At 31.9% G+C, this 23,041-nt stretch carries 19 protein-coding genes; 8 read left to right on the forward strand and 11 right to left on the reverse strand.

What is annotated here, in order from left to right:
* Positions 1-36: 36 nt before the first annotated feature.
* The 6 genes from MHH94_RS09745 to MHH94_RS09770 form a co-directional block, all read right to left on the reverse strand.
* Positions 37-1,104 (reverse strand): acyltransferase family protein, encoded by a 1,068-nt coding sequence (locus MHH94_RS09745; RefSeq protein ID WP_078355627.1) that lies wholly within the window; start codon positions 1,102-1,104, stop codon positions 37-39.
* Positions 1,105-1,226: 122 nt separating this feature from the next.
* The gene (locus MHH94_RS09750) at positions 1,227-1,478 is read right to left on the reverse strand and encodes a hypothetical protein (protein ID WP_078355626.1); all 252 of its coding nucleotides are present in this window, start codon (positions 1,476-1,478) and stop codon (positions 1,227-1,229) included.
* 8 nt (positions 1,479-1,486) lie between these two features.
* Positions 1,487-1,849, reverse strand: coding sequence for a hypothetical protein (locus MHH94_RS09755; RefSeq protein WP_078355625.1), 363 nt, complete (start codon positions 1,847-1,849; stop codon positions 1,487-1,489).
* A complete protein-coding gene (locus tag MHH94_RS09760; protein WP_106417887.1) occupies positions 1,812-2,954 on the reverse strand; it encodes a thiolase family protein in 1,143 nt (380 codons plus the stop codon). Before MHH94_RS09760 ends, MHH94_RS09755 begins: the two co-directional genes overlap by 38 nt.
* Entirely contained in the window at positions 2,936-4,309 is a 1,374-nt protein-coding gene (locus MHH94_RS09765; protein WP_106417888.1) for an AMP-binding protein, read from the reverse strand. The genes MHH94_RS09760 and MHH94_RS09765 overlap by 19 nt, the downstream gene beginning before the upstream one ends.
* 121 nt (positions 4,310-4,430) lie before the next feature.
* On the reverse strand, positions 4,431-5,279 hold the full coding sequence (locus tag MHH94_RS09770; RefSeq protein WP_232156520.1) for a WecB/TagA/CpsF family glycosyltransferase: 849 nt from the start codon (positions 5,277-5,279) through the stop codon (positions 4,431-4,433).
* A 230-nt stretch (positions 5,280-5,509) separates the two neighbouring features.
* Between MHH94_RS09770 and MHH94_RS09775 the strand changes: the two genes are divergently transcribed.
* The 5 genes from MHH94_RS09775 to MHH94_RS09795 all read left to right on the forward strand — a co-directional run bounded on the left by MHH94_RS09775 (position 5,510) and on the right by MHH94_RS09795 (position 13,732).
* Positions 5,510-6,751: an LCP family glycopolymer transferase gene (locus MHH94_RS09775; RefSeq protein WP_241958422.1), complete on the forward strand. Its 1,242-nt coding sequence runs from the start codon at positions 5,510-5,512 to the stop codon at positions 6,749-6,751.
* An 18-nt stretch (positions 6,752-6,769) separates the two neighbouring features.
* The gene (locus MHH94_RS09780; RefSeq protein ID WP_025905460.1) at positions 6,770-7,249 is read left to right on the forward strand and encodes a DUF2538 family protein; all 480 of its coding nucleotides are present in this window, start codon (positions 6,770-6,772) and stop codon (positions 7,247-7,249) included.
* A gap of 963 nt (positions 7,250-8,212) precedes the next feature.
* Complete coding sequence (locus MHH94_RS09785; protein WP_078355623.1) at positions 8,213-8,635, forward strand: GNAT family N-acetyltransferase; 423 nt, start codon at positions 8,213-8,215, stop codon at positions 8,633-8,635.
* Between the two features lie 119 nt (positions 8,636-8,754).
* The gene (locus tag MHH94_RS09790) at positions 8,755-12,582 is read left to right on the forward strand and encodes a GW dipeptide domain-containing protein (RefSeq protein WP_340840855.1); all 3,828 of its coding nucleotides are present in this window, start codon (positions 8,755-8,757) and stop codon (positions 12,580-12,582) included.
* Positions 12,583-12,730: 148 nt separating this feature from the next.
* Positions 12,731-13,732: an acyltransferase family protein gene (locus tag MHH94_RS09795; RefSeq protein ID WP_084754890.1), complete on the forward strand. Its 1,002-nt coding sequence runs from the start codon at positions 12,731-12,733 to the stop codon at positions 13,730-13,732.
* A 53-nt stretch (positions 13,733-13,785) separates the two neighbouring features.
* Here MHH94_RS09795 and MHH94_RS09800 read toward each other — a convergent pair whose 3' ends face one another.
* Entirely contained in the window at positions 13,786-14,322 is a 537-nt protein-coding gene (locus MHH94_RS09800) for a hypothetical protein (RefSeq protein WP_058592423.1), read from the reverse strand.
* A gap of 126 nt (positions 14,323-14,448) precedes the next feature.
* Here MHH94_RS09800 and MHH94_RS09805 point away from each other — a divergent pair, with 126 nt between their 5' ends.
* Both MHH94_RS09805 and MHH94_RS09810 read left to right on the forward strand, forming a co-directional pair.
* Complete coding sequence (locus MHH94_RS09805) at positions 14,449-15,606, forward strand: aminotransferase class I/II-fold pyridoxal phosphate-dependent enzyme (RefSeq protein ID WP_058592424.1); 1,158 nt, start codon at positions 14,449-14,451, stop codon at positions 15,604-15,606.
* A 15-nt stretch (positions 15,607-15,621) separates the two neighbouring features.
* On the forward strand, positions 15,622-17,220 hold the full coding sequence (locus tag MHH94_RS09810; protein ID WP_058592425.1) for a M20/M25/M40 family metallo-hydrolase: 1,599 nt from the start codon (positions 15,622-15,624) through the stop codon (positions 17,218-17,220).
* A 63-nt stretch (positions 17,221-17,283) separates the two neighbouring features.
* On the opposite strand, the gene menB is transcribed toward MHH94_RS09810, so the two are convergent.
* Genes menB through MHH94_RS09830 form a run of 4 tightly spaced genes read right to left on the reverse strand, consistent with a single transcriptional unit; the run spans position 17,284 to position 21,896 of the window.
* Positions 17,284-18,105: a 1,4-dihydroxy-2-naphthoyl-CoA synthase gene (gene menB / locus MHH94_RS09815; protein WP_171992079.1), complete on the reverse strand. Its 822-nt coding sequence runs from the start codon at positions 18,103-18,105 to the stop codon at positions 17,284-17,286.
* Complete coding sequence (menH, locus tag MHH94_RS09820; protein WP_084754894.1) at positions 18,078-18,899, reverse strand: 2-succinyl-6-hydroxy-2,4-cyclohexadiene-1-carboxylate synthase; 822 nt, start codon at positions 18,897-18,899, stop codon at positions 18,078-18,080. The genes menB and menH overlap by 28 nt, the downstream gene beginning before the upstream one ends.
* A complete protein-coding gene (gene menD / locus MHH94_RS09825; protein ID WP_107609138.1) occupies positions 18,880-20,559 on the reverse strand; it encodes a 2-succinyl-5-enolpyruvyl-6-hydroxy-3-cyclohexene-1-carboxylic-acid synthase in 1,680 nt (559 codons plus the stop codon). Before menD ends, menH begins: the two co-directional genes overlap by 20 nt.
* Before the next feature lie 2 nt (positions 20,560-20,561).
* Entirely contained in the window at positions 20,562-21,896 is a 1,335-nt protein-coding gene (locus tag MHH94_RS09830; protein WP_229412500.1) for an isochorismate synthase, read from the reverse strand.
* 205 nt (positions 21,897-22,101) lie between these two features.
* Here MHH94_RS09830 and MHH94_RS09835 point away from each other — a divergent pair, with 205 nt between their 5' ends.
* Positions 22,102-23,040: a 1,4-dihydroxy-2-naphthoate polyprenyltransferase gene (locus MHH94_RS09835; RefSeq protein WP_078355618.1), complete on the forward strand. Its 939-nt coding sequence runs from the start codon at positions 22,102-22,104 to the stop codon at positions 23,038-23,040.
* Position 23,041 lies beyond the last annotated feature (1 nt).

The raw sequence follows: 23,041 nt of genomic DNA on the forward strand, positions 1-23,041 counted from the left end.
GCACGTCACCTCCTATAATGAAGGTGACGTGCTTTTTTATTCTACTCTATAGTTTCCTCTAATCATTGAGTTAATAGAATTTCTTCCAATTATAAATCTAGAAAGTGGTAAAAATGAAAGAACAACTGCTAAACCGACACTTAACGATAATGCAAAGATATACGTTGCAATATTATACATAAAGAATTGATCTATAAAATGAAATGTATATTTTGCCATGTAATAGACCATAATTTTATGTGTTAAGTATATAAAGAATGATATTTCTCCAATAAAATATAAAAAGCTAATATTAAATTTAGACAGCTTTTTAGAAATGACTAATATAAATATAAACGCTAATGAAGAATATAATAAAATGTCATAGCGATTAGATTGAACGACTGTTACATCATTTTGATAAATTGAATAAATAACTAAAAGTGTTACGGCAGCTAAACTTCCTACTAACCACATAAACTTCTTCTCCACAAACGTTAGAACTTCATTGTAGTACCTACCTAAGTAATAACCAAATACAAAATAGAATAACCAATAAAGAATATTCGTTCTATGGAATAACGGGTAAAATTCATTCCACCAATTCGTATACGCATCATTATCATACATTAAATATGAGTGCGCCAGACTGATTACAAAGCTGATGACCAGCATAACAACTGGATTTGCTTTGCTTAATGCTTTATGGAAGATTAAATGTAGAATATAAAATTGGAATATGACAACGACAAACCAACCATACCAATTCCCAATTAATAAATTTTCTTTAAACAACTGCCAAAATGTTTCTTCATTTCCATCAACTTTATACTTTGTATACACATAAAATGTTCCAATTGAAAAATATGGAATCATAATATATTTAAAGCGTTTGACTAAAAAATTTTTCGGTAATTTATCTTTATAAACCATAGAAATCAACGATTCTGACAAAATAATAAAGCACGGCGTCGCAAACAAAATTAATATTTGAAATGTTAATACAACCATGCGATTATGATCTTGTAATTCTATGTCTCTCAAGTAATTTGATAATATATGCACTGCTACTATAATTAAGCAAAATATTGCCCTTGCATAAGTAATTTCATGTTTTCTATTCATAAGTACTCCAACTCACAATTTTTTGTCACTTATGAAGATTACATGATTTTAAATTAATTGTAAAATAATTATATAATCTGTTTATAATTAAACTTTTGTTAGAGATAAATTAAGTACGTACTTTATTGCTTTTCAATCATAATCTTTACCATCCCTTGTGCATTGATACATTTAATCTTATTATCCTGCAAAGATTTTTCTAATGTTTCATCTATATAAATTGGATTTTTGTATCTTACAGTAAAATGTTGCCACTCCACTTCTTCTAACAACCATTCACATACAAGTTGCCCTGGTACAATTTCTTGATGAATCGGATTTGAATCATGAATAATAGATAAATATTGATTAACAAGACTAATATCAAATTTCATACTATACCTCACTTTCCAACGAATGTTTGGTTGAGCCTAGTGTATATGTCATCTCCGCTTTTAATCGTTAAACTAAATTCGTAAATCGTAAACGACTTCACTTTTTTTATTTTCTCATTTTTTAATTTTGCTTTATAAATTGTATCAACATCCAATGCTTTAAACTGTTCAACTGAGGTTTCTTTTAAGTAAATCTCTTTTTCTAAAAAACGTTCAAACAATGAAAATTTTGGCCATATACTTGCTAAATACAATACTGGTACAGAAGATGCATTCTTTTTTATAGTAAGTGTCTGTTTATATGCTTCAACCTCTTCTTTGTTGAAAATAACCTCAATTATTTCGATGCCATCTTCTAAATAATGTTGCATGTCCCATGCCTCCTCCTATTCCCATTGTTGCTATCGATGTCTCAATATCTTTCATATGATATAAACGTGTAACGAGGCTTGCACCACTAGCTCCATATGGATGTCCAATAGCTAATGCGCCACCATACAAATTAAATTTATCGTCGGGAATATTTAACATTTCTTTTGAAGCAAGCACTTGAGAACTAAATGCTTCATTAAATTCAACACAATCAATTTCTTTCATTGTTAATTGTGAATTTTTCAATACACTTTCTACAGCAGGTACTGGTCCTATACCTAGTAATCTTGGATCAACACCTTTTACAGAACTATTGATAAATTCCAATCCTTCATGATAACCTAAAGCAGTCGCTTTTTCTTTACTCATAATTAAAAGTAAAACCGCACCGTCATTTTTCATACAACTATTACCTACTGTTACAGTTCCATCTTTAATAAGTGGTTTTAAACGTGATAACGTTCTTAAAGTTAATTTAGGTTTAACGCCTTCGTCATGTTGGATCCATTCATTCCCTACTTTAATCGGATAAATTTCATTTGATAAATAACCTTTTTCCATAGCTTTTATTGTCTTTTGATGGCTATTGTATGCAAATTCGTCCTGACTTTCTTTAGAGATTTGATAGACTTGTGCAACATTTTCAGCCGCTTCAATCATTGAAGGATCTTCTCCATCAGGTGCAAATGAAGCGCGCTCAAAAAATTCAGGTGCGTCATAAACTGATTGTGGTCTCTTGATTTTCCAAGGTGCTCTACTTGTACTTTCAACACCACCAGCAATATAAACTTCACCAGCACCTGCTTGGATCATTCTACAAGCATACGTTACCGCTTCTAATCCTGCACCACATTGCCTATCTATTGTGACACCAGGAATATCAATTGATACACCAGCTTCTAGCAATGACTTTCTAGCAATGTTCCCTCCATTACCTACTATGTTTCCTAAAACAACATCACTTAAATGTTCAAGTGCTTCAGCATGATCAGCAAATAAATATTCATATAAAGGTTTCAAGAGCATTTCAGGTTCTAAGTGTTTAAATACCCCACCATATTTACCAAATGGCGTTCGTTTTGCAGCTACAATAACTGGTTCCATGCTTCTCCTCCTAATTCATAAATAGATTTCATCTTATATCTCGCTATCTTCCCACTAAATGTATATTTCATCTTTTTAACCCGTATCATCTGAGATGGTATTTCATAACGACTTAATCCACATGCTAATAAATACTTTTTCATGCTTAAATATTGCAAATGATCCTTACCTTTATATAATAAAATTGCTATTTCACCAAATTTATTATGTTGCTTACTTATAATAATTGCTTCATCAATAATATCTAGATTTAATAGTTTTTGCTCAATAATCTCTGGATACACGTTTTTACCACCAATTATTAAACGGTCACTTTCTCGTCCAAATAATCGTAGTTCTTGGTCTGCAGAAATTGATGCCCAATCACCTATTTTAATCCACTCATCATGGACTTCTTCATTCAAATAACCACTAAATGTCATGTCACTTTTGACATATAATTTACCTATATCATTTTCATCTTTGTCTTTAATTTGAACTTGAACAGATGGAAATAGTTTACCTACAGATTCTGAATCAGCTTGTCCATTGATATTGTAGCTTATAAAACTCGCTTCAGAGCTACCAAAGAATTCAATTAAATCAATATAAGGATACTTATGCTTAAATTTTTCAAATATTTGAGTAGATAATTTTGCACCTGATGAAAAAATACTTGTAACACTCATTAAATGAACGTTATGATTCAATAAACTATATAGCATTGTAGGTACTATAAACATCGTTTGATTTTCACTAAATTTATTGATTAATTTATTAAGTACTTGAGTATTAAATTTCTTTTGCCCAATAAACGTTCTACCTGTACATAATGTATAAATCATAGCGTATAGTGTTAAAGAATGTGCATGTGGACCAGGTGCTATAATAATGTCTGTATAACCCTTAAGTAAGCCTTCATTATATTTAAATGATTGAATCCAAGATTGATGATTTCTCATATAAGCTTTAGGTATGCCTGTCGTCCCAGAAGTAAATCCAATATGTAAAATATCTCGTGGTAATGATGTATTACTTTCTATTTTTCGATACGTAACTTTACTACTGTCATCTACTAATAATGGAATATGATATAGCGTTAACATTTCATTCGTTTTCTCTTCAGATATATAAGGATCTAGGACACATGGTATGAGTTCACACTTTAAAGCTGCAATATACCATTTTATAAACTGAATGGGGTTTTTCATCGTAATACCAATCATAATATTCTTTGGATATTGTATTAACGCTGTGGCAATTTTTTCAGATTCTATCATTAAATCGTTATAAGATATATGCATCTCATCAATATACATTGCAATTTTATCTTCATTTGTTATTAATTGTTGATTTATGAGTTCCAGTACTCGCATTACAAAGTCACCTACTTTTATTGTTACCTCCATCATAACATTTAGTTAACAATTAAATAGCTAAAAATCCTCATAAAATAAAACACCTTAATGTTAAATTTCAACATTAAGGTGTTACTATTTATCTATTCTTCATATAATCATATTTATTCTTTTTAGGTGTACATGATTTTTGAAATTGAACTTCTTTTAAAAACATTGGAATTTTAAGTGCTCTATTCACACGTTTCAAATCAGTTATAATTCTATATAACCATTCTAAATTAAGTTTAATAAACATTTTTGGTGCACGCTTAACATTTCCACTTATAACATCAAACGAGCCACCCACACCCATCATTACCGTGTGTTCAAAATGATGACGGTTATAATAAATCCAATCTTCTTGTTTAGGAAAACCCATTGCCGCAAAAATAAAGTCTGGATTAAATTTCTTAATTTTCTTAGTTACTTTATAATCTAGTACATGTTTATATCCATGTTTATGATCAAACGTAATATTAGGGTATTGTTCTTCTAGAATTTTACGAGTCGCTTTAACGCCTTCTTTAGAAGATCCTAATAAGAATACTCTCTTGCTACTTGCGTTTGCAATATTCAACATTTCTTCCATTAACTCTATTCCCGGAACACGTTCTTTTAATGGTGTATTTAAATATTTAGCTGCTTTAACTATACCAATTCCATCTGGTACAATGTAATCTGCATGTTTAATACGTCGTTGATAGTGATTATTACTATAAGCATAATGTGCAATTTCAGGATTAGCTGTTACAATAAATAAATTATCATTCGTTTCCTGATTTACAAAATATTTAATACGTTCTACCATTTCATTTGCCGTCAGGTTTGCAAATGGCAAACCTAGAACATTAACGGTTGGAGGCTTAATCACATCATACGAATTCTCTCTATTTAATTCTATTTGTTCACTAATACTATTTAAATCTTTTTCTAGTACTTTTGCCATTTGTCTCACCTCTCATTCTTCACTATAATTTACACCATTTCCATAAATTTTACAACAAATTTACATTCTATATTTGATAAGTAGTACACATAATTCATTTAAATTGTTGAATTTTACTTGTATAATCATATATGATGTATAATATGCAAAAATAGATATTTCAAAACACAATACGAATAGAAGGGTAAATATATAATATGAAAAGATTCGCAAAAATAGGTTTACTTTTGATGTCAATAGTACTCATGATTCTACCCGTAGTATTTGGACTCATGCTTTATCTTGAAACTAAAGGTGCAATTAATGATTCATTTCTTGATTCTAAAAAAAGCAAATCATCTTTAAGAGATAAACCAGTAGATCCTAGTTTAGATCATGTATCGGTATTATTTTTAGGTGTCGATGATAGTACATCAAGACGTGAAGGTGGTCAAAAGGCTAACCAATCTCGCACTGATGCTATGATTTATACAACTTTTAATAGAGATAAAAAACAAATACGTATGGTTAGTATTCCACGTGATACATTAAGTTATATACCAGCCGTAAAATATTATGATAAAATCACGCATGCTCATGCAATAGATGGGCCAGAAGGTTCAATGGAAAGTGTTGAAAGTACATTAAATGTTCCAGTAGATTACTATGCAAGAATTAATATGGAAGCTTTTGTTGAAGTTGTTGATGAACTTGGTGGTATTGAATATAACGTACCGTTTGATTTAAATGAGCCAAACACTGAAGATAAAGGTCGAATTAAAGTCAAAAAAGGTAAACGTAATTTATCCGGTGACGAAGCGCTTGCCGTTGTTCGTTCAAGAAAACAAGATTCAGATTTAGAACGTGGTAAACGTCAAATGGAAATGATTAAAGCCATTATCAAAAAAGCTCAAGAAACAAATTCAATTAATAAATTAGATGACTTAGTTAAAATCGTTGGTAAAAATGCGAAACACAATTTCTCATTTGAAGATATCCAAAACTTAGCAACGACTTATTCATCAAGTAAAGTAAAAATTAAAACCGAGCAAGTTACAGGAACTGATGCTAATTTTAATGGTGTCTACTTCTTCAATCCTGACTTAGATAATTTATTAGAACTGTCTAATAAACTTAGAAAAGACTTAAACTTGCCTAAGACTAAGAAAACAGAATTAATGAATTATTTGATGATTCAAGCATATGGAAATCTAACACCTTATATTGAAGTATCTAAGAAAAGTCTAAAGAGTGGAAACACATCTATTAATAGCGATTCAGCTGAAACAGTCGAACCTGCTATAGAGCCTGATACTGAAGAATCAACTCAGCAGCAAACTGAACAACCGTCTGAGCAGCCTGTAGAACAACCTATAGAACAAGCGCCATCACAAGAAGTACCTCAACAAGAAGTACCTCAACAAACAACACCAGATCAAAGTGGTCAAGCACCGGATCAAAGCGCTCAACAACCTGGTCCAGAAGTTTACTAGGAAAGGAGGCAAATTATGATTCAACGTAAAACATATGAAAAATATGAACAAATCAATACAATGTTTGATGCACTTGAAAATCAAATTATTCATTCTGGAGATTTGTCTCACTTTAGACAAAATTTGTACTATGTTAATCACGAACATCATGAGAATTATGAAGCGTTATTACTATACTATAATCAAGCAAACAACGATCCAATTGTAGATGGCGCTTGTTACATCATTGCCATCCCAGAAATATTTAATGTTATCAATATCTTTGATAACCCCTTACCTTTTTCATGGGTATATACAGAAACAGGTTTAACAGAAGAAATGAAATCATTAAGTGTTCATTTACAATATCTAGTAGCAGCAGCACTAGAAACAAGCCAAATTCAAATATTTACACCGAGCGGATATACAATGGGTATGACAAATTGGAGTATTCACCAATTAAGATTATTCTGGCAATATACCGCAATCGTTAGAAGACAAGCAGTTCAAACAATATAAATTAAAAGCTGATCCATATAAAATGGTTCAGCTTTTTTGTGTGGACATGAATAATATGGAACTAATTGAGAATATGTAGCGTGAATGTTACTAAATTGAGATGACTTGCAACATACGGAGCTTCTATGTTGCTTGTTCGGGATGTCTTGCAATATTCAGTCCTCCTATGTTGCTAGTCATGCCTCACTTGCAATGTTCAGACCCTCAATGTTGCTAGTCATGCCTCACTTGCAATGTTCAGATCCTCAATGTTGCTAGTCAGCATCGTCTTGCAATATTCAGACCCTCAATGTTGCTAGTCAGCATCGTCTTGCAATATTCAGACCCTCAATGTTGCTAGTCAGCATCGTCTTGCAATATTCAGACTTCCTATGTTGCTAGTCATGCCTCACTTGCAATGTTCAGATCCTCAATGTTGCTAGTCAGCATCGTCTTGCAATATTCAGTCACCCAATGTTGCTAGTCAGCATCGTCTTGCAATATTCAGTCCTCCTATGTTGCTAGTCATGCCTCACTTGCAATGTTCAGATCCTCAATGTTGCTAGTCAGCATCGTCTTGCAATATTCAGTCACCCAATGTTGCTAGTCGGCATCGTCTTGCAATATTGGTGATGTCTATTTATCTTGTTTAGTCAGTCTTGATAAATACAACGTCCCTATTTATCTTGTTTGATCAGTCTTGATAAATACAACGTCCCTATTTATCTTGTTTGATCAGTCTTGATAAATACAACGTCTCTATTTATCTAGTTTTGTCTGTCTTGATAAATACAGCGTCCCTATTTATCTTGTTTAGTCAGTCTTGATAAATACAGCGTCCCTATTTATCTTGTTTGATCAGTCTTGATAAATACACCCCTATATTTACCAACTATTTATTATTTCTTGAGTTTTTAATTTACTACACCAATTAGAATAAACATAATGTATAATAAACTGAATCAAAACTATGGAGGTTTCACAATGATTAAAATTGCAGAAAGCCAAAAAGACATACAAGATGGGTTAAATATTAGAAAAACTGTATTCGTTGAAGAACAAGGTGTTTCTATAGATGCAGAGATAGATGAATTTGAAAATGTTTCTAAGCATGTTGTTCTATATCACAATGATAAACCAGCTGCGGTAGGTCGTTTTAGAAATTATAAAAATGGCTATGCGAAAGTAGAGAGAGTTGCCGTTTTAAAACCTTATAGAGAATTTGGTTACGGTAAAGATGTGATGAATTTTATTAATCAAAAAGCTAGCGAATATGGATATAAAGGTACAGTACTTAATGGACAATCACACGCTAAAGGTTTCTATGAAAAATTAGGTTATAAAACTGAAGGTGAAGAATTCTTAGAAGAAAACATTCCTCACTATTTTATGAAATTAACTTTTTAGATAAATTATTAATATCTCAAATATTAAAGTTACATTACATTTCTAAAAAAGTTCATCTTTTAACATCAAAAAGCCTTATACTGATTATAAATAAATACCTATACAAAAGGAGATTGTTTATGGATAAAAAATTCTATTACAAAACACCCGCACTTGTAGCAATGACTTTAGCAGGTACTACCCTTGTATCACATCAAGTAAATGCAGAAGAACAAACCACAAACAAAGAAAATAAAAACATCATTGAACAACATGATAATGCTAGTCAGATTCAAGATGAACAAAAAGAATTAAAAAGCCAATCTTTAAACGTTTCAGGTACTAAAGAATATAAAGATCCATCTATAATTGATGAGCCTAACCAAAAAGTAGAAAATACAACTAATGAATCCGTACAGCCTATTTCTAATGAAGTAGAACAAGATACTGATGTAACTTCTACTGATGATAATTCTGAAGTTACGAACAACGACGAAGTTTCTGAAGATACTACTCAACCTACTTCTAACGAAGAAGACCAAAACACAGATGTAACTTCTACTGATGCTAACTCTGAAGTTACGAACAACGACGAAGTTTCTGAAGATACTACTCAATCTACTTCTAACGACGAAGATCAAGATACTGATGTAGCTTCTACTGAAGATAATTCTGAAGTTACGAATAACGACGAAGTTTCTGAAGATACTACTCAACCTACTTCTAACGAAGAAGATCAAGATACTGATGTAGCTTCTACTGATGATAATTCTGAAGTTACGAATAACGACGAGGTTTCTGAAGATACTGCTCAATCTACTTCTAACGAAGAAGATCAAAAAACTGAAGTAGCTTCTTCTGAAGATAATACGGAAGTTAATAACAACCAAGAAGTTTCTGAAGATACAACTCAACCTACTTCTAATGAAGTAAATCAAGGTACTGATTTAACTTCTACTGATGATAATTCTGAAGTTACGAATAACAACGAGGTTTCTGATGACTTAGCTCAGCCTACTTCTAACGAAGAAGATCAAAAAACTGATGTAGCTTCTACTGAAGATAATTCTGAAGTTACGAATAACGACGAGGTTTCTGAAGATACTGCTCAATCTACTTCTAACGAAGAAGATCAAGATACTGATGTAACTTCTACTGATGATAATTCTGAAGTTACGAATAACAACGAGGTTTCTGATGACTTAGCTCAGCCTACTTCTAACGAAGAAGATCAAAAAACTGAAGCGGCTAATAGTACGCAAAATGCCAAAGTTCAATTAGAAACTGCTAGTGTTCAACCACAAGTTAGCACTTTTGCATTTAGATCTGTAAGTAGTGCGCCTGTTGTTAAAAAAGCTGTCTCTACTACATCTAGTTCTTATAGTCCTACAGTAAGTTCGTCAATAAATAATCAAATTAGAAATAATAATTATGCAGTTCCGACATATGTTGAAGATTTTTCAAGTCATATTCCAAAAATTCCATATCGTAATGGTGTTGGTAAACCTGAAGGTATTATTGCACATGAAACTGCAAATCCTAATTCAACAATTCAAGGCGAAATTGCATATATGAAAAACAACTATGAAAGTGCATTTGTACATGCCTTTGTAGATGATAATAATATTATTGAAGTTGCGCCAACTGATTACTTAGCTTGGGGTGCTGGTGGCGTCGCAAATGAACGATTCATACATGTAGAATTAGTTCGTGTTTATGGCGGAGATCGTTTTGCTCGCTCTATTAACAATTATGCAGATTATATCGCAACTAATTTATCATATTACGGCTTACCATTTGATAGTGCTGAAAATGATGGTACTGGTACTTTATGGTCTCATGATGCTGTTTCAAAATATTTAGGAGGCACGGATCATAGTGACCCATATGGTTGGTTTGCTGAAAATAATTATACTTTTAATGAACTTATAGATTTAGTGCGAGAGAAATATTTATATAAAACAGGTAGTGTAACTCAACCCACTACACCTGTAGTTTCTAAGCCTAAGCCGACTACACCTGTTGTGTCTAAACCTAAACCTACTAAACCTACTAAACCTGTAGTCTCTAAACCTAAACCTACTAAACCTGTAGTCTCTAAACCTAAACCTACTAAACCTGTAGTGTCTAAACCTAAACCTACTAAACCTGTAGTGTCTAAACCTAAACCGTCTACGCCTGTAGCGAGTCCTGCAAAAACAATAGTTGTTAACTATAAAGGTAAAGTTAATACAAATGCATCAGGTGTCTATAGTTCAGTTTATGATACTAAAACTAAATCAGCTGCTAACAAAGTTGGTAAAACATTTAATATTGGTAAACAATCTAACTATAACAACCAAGTATATTATTTATTACAAGATAATAACGGCACTCCTTTAGGTTGGGTGAAATCTAGTGACATTCAACTGCAAAACAATACTAAAGCAACGCCGAAACCTGTTGCTTCTAACACTGTGAAACCTAAAGCAACGCCGAAACCTGTTGCTTCTAACACAGCGAAACCTAAAGCAACTCCGAAACCTGTTGCTTCTAACACAGCGAAACCTAAAGCAACTCCGAAACCTGTTGCTTCTAACACAGCGAAACCTAAGGCAACTCCGAAACCTGTTGCTTCTAACACAGCGAAACCTAAGGCAACTCCGAAACCTGTTGCTTCTAACACAACAAAAACAAATGCAGTTGCTAAAACGGTTCGTGTTAACTATTTAGGTAAAGTTAATAAAAATATCTCTGGTGTATATACTTCTGTATATGACCAAAAAACTGTACCTGCAATCAACAAAGCAGGAAAAACATTCAAGATTGGTAAACAATCTACTTATAATAATCAAACATATTATCTACTTCAAGATAATAATGCCATTCCATTAGGATGGGTGAATGCTAAAGACATTCAATTACAAAAAGTAGCAACACAACCAAAAGTTGTTAATAAACCAACTGTCGCTCAACCTAAAAAGACAAATGCTATAAAATCAAGTGCTGTTAACAATCAGCCTATTGCTTTAAAAGAAAACTATCAAAACTACTTAATTTTTGATAACAGTGGATATTTCTATAGTGAACCTTCAGTATCTAAAAAAACATTACTAGGTTCATTACAAAACTACCAATATTCATACTTTAAAGTTATTTCATCTCAAAAAGTTGGTAATGAATTATGGTATAAAGGTTTATTAAATGGTAAAACTGTATGGATTAATGCTAAGTATTTACAACTCGCTACAGAATCAACAAATGTTTCAACTAGCCCATATACGTTAGATCAAGCTGTCGATATTCAAATGGCATTAAGAAATGGTTCTGAACCTAAAAAAGTATTAGCAAGTGGTATTAGAAATGCTACGAGAGCTGAAGTTAAAGATGCTATGGATACAAGTAAATATGTAAATGACCCAGTTCAAAAATATCAATTTTTAGACCTAAACAAGTCTCAAAATATTTCAGCAACTAAATTAAATGAATTGTTACGTGGTAAAGGGATTCTTGAAAATCAAGGTAATGCCTTTAGCCAAGCAGCAAAAGCAGTAGGCATTAATGAAATATATTTAATTTCACATGCGTTATTAGAAACTGGTAATGGTACAAGTGATTTAGCTAATGGCGGATCAATCGACCAAAATGGTAATGTTGATTTAAATGCTCAAACAAAATATTATAATATGTTTGGGGTTGGCGCTATTGATAAAAATGCATTATATGGTGGTATTAAATATGCACAACAAGCAGGATGGAACACACCTGAAAAAGCAATCTTAGGTGGTGCTCAATTTATAGCTAATAATTACATTAAATCTGGACAAAACACACTCTATAAAATGAGATTTAATCCGCAAAATCCTGGCGTTCATCAATATGCTACAGGCATAGACTTTGCTAAGTCTAATGCAAAACGAATTAGCGACTTCTATCAACAGATTCAAACAGATGGTCAATATTACGATGTTGATCAGTATAAAGCATAATACTAAAGTTCAAACGAATGCCTTTCATAAGGCATTCGTTTGATTTTATAGTATTAACAAAATAAAATTATTTGTACTTTTGAAAAATTTAATTTATAATCTACATTTCAAGCAAATTGTAGATTATCGTTTTAGGGGAGCACTTTTCATGGCAAACGAAAAAGAAAGAGACCATTATTTTGATAACGCACGATTTTTCTTAATTGTGCTAGTTGTATTCGGTCATTTAACAAGATCTTATGTTAATGAAAGTCATATTTTCAAAGCACTATATATGTTTATTTATAGTTTCCATATGCCAGCATTTGTACTGATATCAGGATTCTTTGCTAAAGGTGTAGGAAAACCAGGTTACATAAAAAAAATTACAATCAAACTCTTATTACCTTATTTAATATTCCAATTATTTTATGGTTTATATTACTACTATATTGATAGAGACGATACATTAAATATTAGTCCCTTCGATCCACAGTGGGCAATGTGGTTCTTAGTAAGTTTATTCTCATGGCATATTATTTTGCATTTTGTGAGAAACTTCAATCCATATATCACATTCACAGTAGCAATATTATTTGGTTTAGTTGTCGGTTATTTTGACTTTATTAATGCAAAACTTAGTCTATCAAGAACATTTGTATTCTTCCCAATTTTCTTATTAGGCTATTACATTAATAAAGAACAGTCATTTATTTTAAGAAATAAAAAACATATGTGGTTATCTTCCATTAGTTTAATCGTTATCTTTATCGCTTATTTACTAACTGACTATAACTTTGAATGGTTATTTGGTAGCAAACCATATTCAGCACTTGAAGGCGATGTAGATGTTTATAGTGCATTTAAAAGATTATTCATATATGTTGTCATTTTCGTTTCAACATTTAGTTTCTTAAATTTAATACCAGAGCGTAAGTTACCATTAACTTATATTGGCTCTCGAACAATGTTTATTTATTTACTACATGGTCTTTTCGTAGGTCTATTTCGTTCAAAAGAATGGGATCAAATGTTATTAGACCAACCCTATGTTTGGGTTGCTATTATTCTTATAACAATTGCTATTGTGTACTTCTTTAGTAGCGACATTGTAAGACATTATGCAAATCCTGTTGTTAACATTAAAAAGCCACCAAAAAAGAAAAAATAAGCATTTAAAAACCAATCCTTTGAGTACTTAACTTAAGGATTGGCTTTTTTTGTTTATCTAATTAATGTTTCATACGATATCGTACCTATAAATTTATCTTCACTATTTAATAAATATGCTGGTATTTGTACATGTTTATGTGTAATAGGTGCTAGCTTATGATTATTATTATAAAGATTTTCTAATACTTCATAACTCGCGCTTAATAAATATGTTAAATAATCTACCCACTCTTGCGTATAAGGTGTATCTGACTGAATAAATAATATTGGATTTTCTTTTTTAGATGTTGGTTGCATAAAGTCTGAAACAAATTTCCTTTCGTCTAATGATAGTTCTTCTTTCATTTTAAATTTGATATGAAATTGCGCATTCTTAATAAGTCGATTATCTTGCCCGAAATAATATCGATGAAAATGTGGTAATTGAGCTTCTGCTCTACAAATATGTATTGAATCTTCTTCAAATGAAATCATCCACTGTTCGTCATTATTTTGTATTAATACAAAGGTTGGATGTGGTAACCAATCAAAAATATTTAAAGATAGTAGTAACTTTAATCGTTGATTCATATTAGCTAAATTCACCATATAAACATCCCCTATTATTGTAATGTTTCCCTTATTGTAATACGTTTTCTAAATTTTTGCTATATTCATTTATTTGTATGCTTTTTAAAGTTATAATTAAACTATCGTTTTGAAGAGGTGAAAAAAATGCAATTACCATTAAATAAATTTGCATCTCAACTTCAAGTGTCTGGAATTAGAGCGATATCTAACCGTATACCTGAAATTGATGATGTGATTAACTTAACAGTTGGTCAACCCGATTTTCCTGTACCAACAAGTGTTAAAGATGCAATGAAACAAGCAATTGATCATAACTTTACATCTTATTCTCATAATGCTGGGTTACCAGAATTGAGAAAAATCGTTGCACAATATTATAAAAATCGCTTTAATGCTTCATTTGAAACAGATGAAATCCTTATCACAAATGGTGCAAGCGAAGCGTTAGACACAACATTAAGAGGTATTCTTGAACATGGCGATGAAGTATTAATTCCTTCACCAGTATATGCTGGGTATGTCCCACTTATTGAATTGTTAGGTGCTAAACCTATATACATAGATACTACCCAAACTGGCCTCAAAATAACGCCTGAATTAGTTAAATCTCATATAACTGATAAAACAAAAGCTATCTTGCTGAATTATCCTAATAACCCTACTGGAATTACGTTGAATCAACATGAAGTAGAAGCACTTGTTGATGCATTTAAAGACTACCCTATTTATGTTGTCAGCGATGAGATATATGCAGAGAATACATTTAATCAGACTCATACATCTTTCGCTTCGTATGACGCAATCAAAGATCAATGTATTTTACTAGGTGGTTTGAGTAAATCACATTCAATGACTGGTCTAAGAATCGGATTCTTATTAGGACCACAATATGTTATGAAACAATTAACTTTTGTACATGCCTATAATTGTATTTGTGCGAATGTGCCGAGTCAATACGCTGCAATTGAAGCACTAACAAATGCAATTGATTCGCCTATGGAAATGAATAAAGCATATATAGAACGTAGAGATTATGTATACAAGCGATTGATTGACATAGGCTTTAAATTAAATGAAAAACCTCAAGGTGCATTTTACATCTTTCCACAAATTTCACATTTCGGAATGGATGATTATGAATTCTGTATGAAAGCACTTGAAGATTACCATGTCGCGATTGTACCAGGTTCAGCTTTCACCCATATTGGTAAGGGCTATATTAGAATTTCATATGCTTATAATTTAGAAGCACTCGAAGAAGGACTAAATAGATTAGAAAGAATGATTCAAGAACTATTTTAAAGGGGCTGGAACACAATGGATTTATTATGGCAAACGTTTGAAGATAGAAGTCATTTACTTAAAAGTTTAGTCAGACATCAATCTATTACACATTCAGAAGGAGAAAAGACTTTTCCTTACTTTTTAAGAGATCAATACTTAAAGTTAGATTATTTTAAGCGTAATGCTCATCAAGTTATGCTGCAACCGACCGGGGATGGTCGTCATGCAGTTCTTGCATATTACAAAGCACCACAATCTAAAAAAACGCTCGTTTGTATAAGTCATTTTGATACTGTTGGTATCGATGATTATAGCGAATATAAAGATGATGCTTTCGATATGGATAAAATCACAGAAATATTTAGACAAGATATGAAATACTTAACGCCTGATGCTAAAAAAGATATCCAAACGCACAATTATTTATTTGGACGTGGTTCAATGGATATGAAACCAGGTCTTATGATACATATGTCTATGATAGAAAAAGCAATCCAAGAATCATGGGATATTAACATAATCGTTGTTTCAGTACCTGATGAAGAAGTTGAGTCTAAAGGTATGCATGCAGCCGTTCAAAAGCTCAATCAAATTCGTAAGGAAGATCATTTAGATATAGCTTTACATTTAAACAGTGAACCTACTTTTTCACAAGCAGAAAATGACCCAAATCATTATGTATATTCAGGGACAATAGGCAAAATTATGCCTTCAGTATTATGCTATGGTAAAGAAACACATGTTGGACAACCATTGAATGGTATTAGTTCGAATTTCATACAAAGTTTTATTAATAGCAAAATGGAATACTGTACTTTGTTTAAGGAAACATACAAAGATGAAACGACGCCGCTTCCAGTTTCTCTCATGAGTAGAGATATTAAAGATCATTATGACGTTCAAACACCATTTAGAACTGTTTCATTATATAATGTATTTTTATTTAACAGAAATGCAGAACAAGCTTTTAAAATTTTTAACGATGTAGTTAAAGATGCCATTCACAATTGTGAAAAAGCATATCAAGAAACATTAAAATCCGAGGGTTTTCATAAAACATTATCAATTAACCTCTTAACCTTCAAAGAATTAAAAGCACGCGCAATAGAAGAATATGGTAAAAGTAAAATCAATCAAATTATTGAACAAACGGTTCATGAAATTCATGATGAAAGAGCACAATCTATAGAAATTACAGATCGTTTTATGCATATGTTGAAAGGTTTAGGACCAAGTGTCGTAACATTTTTTGCGCCACCTTATTATCCAGCTGCGCACTCTTCTGAAGATGCATTTATTGATGAAATTGTTCAAACTGTTAGTGATACATCTTTAAGTCAGTTTGATAGAGTTTCAAAAAGACAATATTTCTTTAATGGCATTAGTGATCTGAGTTACGCAAAATATAGACAAGACGATTTAGGATTTGAAAGTTATATTGAACAAACACCTGTGTTTAATCAATCATACTTTATACCATTTAAAGATATACAAGAAATAAGTGCACCAGTTATTAATATTGGACCTATCGGTAAAGATGCTCATCAAGTAACAGAACGCATCAATATGAAAAGTGCGTTTGAAGAAATACCTGCAATTATTGAGCAAGTCATAAGAAAACATTTATTATAACGAAAAAAGAGAGGTTGAGACATTATGAAATGTCTCAACCTCTTGTTTTTATTTGTATCAATATTAAGGAAACTTAGGAAATTGATCGAAGTCTGGTTGACGTTTTTCTTTGAAAGCGTCTCTTCCTTCTTTTGCTTCGTCTGAAGTGTAATATAATAATGTTGCATCACCAGCGAATTGTTGTAAACCAGCTAATCCATCAGTGTCAGCGTTCATAGCAGCTTTTAAGAAACGTAATGCAGTTGGTGAATGTTGCATCATTTCTTTACACCATTGAACAGTTTCATCTTCTATTTTATCTAATGGTACAACTGTATTTACAAGACCCATATCAATAGCTTCTTTTGCATCGTATTGGCGACATAAGAACCAAATTTCACGTGCTTTTTTATGTCCAACAATTCTTGCTAAATATCCTGAACCATAACCAGCATCGAATGAACCTACTTTAGGTCCAGTTTGACCGAATCTTGCATTTTCAGCGGCAATTGTTAAGTCACATACGATATGTAGTACGTGTCCACCACCAATAGCATATCCTCTAACCATAGCTACTACGGGTTTAGGAATAACACGGATAAGACGTTGTAAATCTAGTACATTTAATCTTGGAATTTGGTCATCGCCAACGTAACCACCATGTCCACGAACAGATTGGTCTCCACCTGAACAGAATGCTAAGTCGCCTTCACCAGTTAAGATGATAGAACCTACTCTCTCATCATCTCTAGCTCTAGAGAAAGCATCGATCATTTCTTGAACTGTTAAAGGTGTGAATGCATTACGTACTTCTGGACGGTTGATTGTAATTTTAGCAATACCTTCGAAAAATTCATATTTAATTTCTTTATATTCTTTTATAGTTTCCCATTGTCTTGACATAATTTGCCTCCTAAAATAAATTCTATTATTATTGTATCAAATTTTGAGGGTTGTTCCACATGAATTGTGTGCCCAGCATCATTAACAATATAAAATTTACTATTTTTTATACTTTCGTTCATTTGTTTACCTATTTGAATAAACTTTTCATCTTTTTGACCGACGATAATACAAGTTGGTACATTCATTGTATTCAAATGATGCCAATTGGATGGTTGTGAACCTGTACCATAATCTTTAAGTGCTTTACTTAACCCATTAGGATTTTGAGAAAGTCTCATCTGTTTAATACGTTCTCTTTCTCCAGTAGAAAGTATAGACTGACTATTAAATAATGGTAGTTTTGACCATTCCTCGACAAACTGTTGTAATCCAATTTCTTGAATGCGCGTTGCTCTGTTATAATCGACTTCAATTCTATTCTGTTTATCTGATGAATCTTTAAGTCCAGGACTAGCACTTTCTAAGATCAAGCCGCTTAATAACTCTGGGTATTGCACTGCAAAGCTTAACGCAACACGTCCACCCATAGAATATCCATGCAAATAAATCTTATCAAGTTCTAAATAATCAATGACTTCTTTAATCTTTGAGACAATAAAATCCATTGACCATATTTCATCATAACTTGATTCATCATGTCCATGTCCAGGTAAATCAATGGTTATTACATTTAAGCCTTTGTTTCTCAAGGTACTCTCAACTATATGAAATGATGTATGATCACTGATGAAGCCATGTAACAAAATAATAGACGGTTTATGTTCATCATATGACTTAACGTGGTGATTTAACATATTGAATACCTTTCATTTGTTCAAAGAGTTGTCTATGTGTTGCGGTATTTTCTTCTCTATTCGTTAGAATTTCGTATAAATAAGAACCGAATTGCGGTAATGTTTGTTTTTTATAATCAGAAACACTTTCGAATTTTTCGTAACCTAACTCATATAGATGCGCAACATGTTGAAAATCTAAATCAAGTGGTGTACCGAATAATTTCTCAAAATGTTCAGGTGCTTCTTCTTTAGGTGCTAAGTAATTGAAGATGCCACCACCATTATTGTTTAAGCATACAATTGTAATATCTAAATCATGAAGTTTACTCATAATCAAGCCATTCATATCATGAAAGAATGAAACATCACCTATGATAAGTGTAACTTTTTTATATACAGACATGCCAAGTGCAGTCGACACGACACCATCAATACCATTCGCACCTCTATTAGCTGCTATTTCAGCTTTTGAGTTTAAATTAAATGTATCGACATCTCTTATCGGCATACTATTACCAACAAATACAGTATCTTTAGAAGTCATTTTTTTCAATAAACTACCTACTGCAGCACCTTCATCTGTTTCTTCATCGATATATTTTTCAATCAATGCACTCGCTTCTTTATCCATTGTTATCCATTTTTCTAACCAATTCTTGTTTTGAGTGGGTGTTACATCTTGAGCTTGTCTGAAGAAATCATTTGGACTTAGTTCCACTGAAATCGTTGGTACTTTAGGATAGGCATCAGGTGTATCATTATTTTGCACAAGAATTTGTGGACATTTAATTTCTTTTAACCAATTGTTTAAATGTTTAGAAACGACTGGTTGCCCCACTCTGATGATAAATTGCGGTTCTATACTTAATCCGCCTTTGAAAAGTGCATCATAAGTAGAAATCACATTTGGATGATTTAATTTTCTCAAATTACTTAATGGATCAGCTAATATAGGAATATTATGAATAGCTGAATAAGTTAATATTTGAGATAAATCCTGACCTTGTGTATCTCCTACAATAACGACACCTCTTGGTTTTTCGATATATGTTTGAATACTCGTAAAATCAATCGATTTTTGATATTTTGTTTCTAATTTTCTTTTAGAGGACAAATATCTTCTTAATTTCACATTAGGGATTAATGGTTCTCTAAATGGAAAATTAAAATGTACAGGTCCTCTTTGTGGACCAACAAAATGTTTCTCAGCTTTAATCATATTCATATTAATTGCATTTAATGTACCTTCTGAGTCATCAGCTATAGGCATATCAAATTGAAACTTCGTGAAGTTTTGGAACATATTCACTTGATTGATTGCTTGAGGTGCACCAACATTACGTAATTCATGTGGTCTATCACTTGTAACAACGACAAGTGGTAATCGACTAATAAATGCTTCAGATACAGCTGGCATATAATTAGATGCTGCTGTTCCTGAAGTACAGATAATTGCGACAGGCTTTTGACTTGCTTTGATTATGCCAAGTGCAAAAAATGCTGCGCTTCTTTCATCTGGATGAACCCATGTTTTTAAATGTGGATGTCGTTCACAAGCTATCGCTAATGGTGTAGATCTTGATCCAGGACTAATAACAACATCATCGACACCATATTCATATAATTTAGAAACAAATGTAAATACTTGTTTAGTGAGACTTTCAATATGTGTACTCAATTCTACATCACTCCTAGTGCTTTCAACATTGGTTTAAATTTTAAGTCTGTTTCTTCAAACTCAGATATTGCTTCAGAATCTTTTACAATACCACAACCTGAATATAATGTTGCAGTATGATTATTCACTAACATAGAACGAATAGATACAACAAATTCACCATTATTTTCTAAATCTATATAACCTAATGGTGCACCGTAAAACCCTCTTGTTCCGAACTCTTCATGTTCTATAAATTTTATAGCTTCAACTTTAGGAAATCCTCCTAATGCTGGCGTCGGATGCAATTGATTAACAATTTCTAATACATTTTCAGATAGTAAATCTGCTTGTATTTTCGTATATAAATGATATAAATGTTTGTTTGTGAGTATGGTTGGCTTTTTATCGTATTCAATGTGTTTCGTAAATGATTGAATGTCATGAATGATACTATCCACTACATAACGATGTTCAAATTGATTTTTAGAATCATTTAGAAGTTCATCTTTTAATTCATCATTCTTTGATTCATCTTCTGTTCTTAAAATCGTACCAGCAATTGCATTTGTATATAGTTTACCATCTTCTATTTGGCAAAGTTGTTCAGGTGTTTGTGAAATAAATTGGGAATTACCTGATTCAAATAGCAATAAATAGCTTGATTCATTAGAATCTAATGATCTTTGTAATGCATCTTCAACATTAACATGATTTTCAAATTCGATTTGTCTTCTTCTAGATAGTACGACTTTTTGTAGGGCTACAGATTCATTCATTTGTGAAACAACTTTAGTAACTAATGCTTTCCATTCTTCACTTTGAATATCTTTATTATCCACTACTACAGGTTCACTCGATTCGATTTTTTCATTTTCTGTTTCTAAAATACTTATAACTTCGTGAATATTATCGATATCGAATTTGTTACCATGATCCGTATAAGTAAGATAATAATGACCATTTTCTTTTGTCACCAAATATTTAGGCAATACAAAATGACTCATCCCGTAATCTTTCCATTCATTCGTTAATGAATGCTCTGAAAATTGAAAGCCACCAAAGAACTTTAGATGGTGCTTTTCTTCATGTAACTTAATTGTATTTAATTGTTCTTTAATATTTTGCCAGTATTCATATATATCATCATGTTCTAAATGTGAATACCTAGCTTCTAATAAATATCCAATTCCACACATTTCTAATTTAGAATCCTTAGATTTGTAATAAAAATGTTGTCCTGTATAATTGATTTCTTCCCTTAATAAATGGATTAAATCTGGTTGATATTGAAGCTCAATTTCAACTGAAATATAATTTTTATTTCCATCGATTTCAGAAATTATCTGTTGCTTCAAATCCGTCCTCAAGGCCATTTCACTTCCACTTCTTTCCGAAAAATATCTATCTACTCATTTTATCATTTTTTAAGTCAACATGCGTTAATATTGTACTTTAAATACAGAATATAAATTAAAATTTTACACAATTACAGTGATTGACCAATTGATAGCGAAAGCATATACTAATACTGTCAAAAATATAAATTTAAGAGGTAAATACATGTCACAAAATTTATCACAGCATTCAGGCTTGAAAAAATATTATCATTTGATGAGACCACATACACTTACAGCGTCATTTGTTCCTGTCCTATTGGGTACCGCTTCATCAAAGATTTTTTTAACAGGCGCTGAAGCATCCATTAAAATTTCAGTCGTATTAGCAATGTTACTCGCAAGTATTTTAATACAAGCAGCAACTAATATGTTTAATGAATACTTTGATTATAAGCGAGGATTAGATGACCATACTTCTGTCGGTATCGGAGGCGCAATTGTAAGAAATGGTATGTCTCCTAAATCCGTTTATAATTTAGCAATAGCATTCTATGTTATAGCTGTCATATTAGGTATTTACATATGCATACAAAGTACATGGCTATTAATACCAATAGGATTAGTTTGTATGGCAATCGGTTATTTTTATACAGGTGGACCAATCCCTATTTCATGGACGCCATTCGGTGAAATATTCGCTGGATTCTTCATGGGATTTGTAATTGTCATGATTTCATTCTATATACAAACAGGTACTTTAAGTTTTTATCCAGCATTATTAAGTATCCCTGTTTCTATTACAATCGGACTTATCAACTTGGCAAATAACATTAGAGACCGTGAAAAAGACAAACAAAGTGGTAGAAAGACTTACGCGATTTTAGTCGGTAAAAGACTATCTATCATGACTATGGCAATTCTTTATATTTTCGCATATGTCATTGTTATTTACTTAGCATTATTTAAACCATACGGCTCTCTATTATGGTTGCTTGTCTTAATATCTGCACCATTCCCAATCAAAGCCGTACGTCGATTCAATAAAAATGACACACCACAAACTATGATGCCAGCAATGGCAGCTACAGGTAAAGCGAACACGATCTTCGGATTGTTATTAGCACTTGGTGTATATATTAGTGGTTTATTAGGTGGATTATAAA

The sequence above is a fragment of the Mammaliicoccus sp. FSL K6-3158 genome (genome assembly GCF_038005105.1).
GTDB lineage: Bacteria > Bacillota > Bacilli > Staphylococcales > Staphylococcaceae > Mammaliicoccus > Mammaliicoccus sciuri.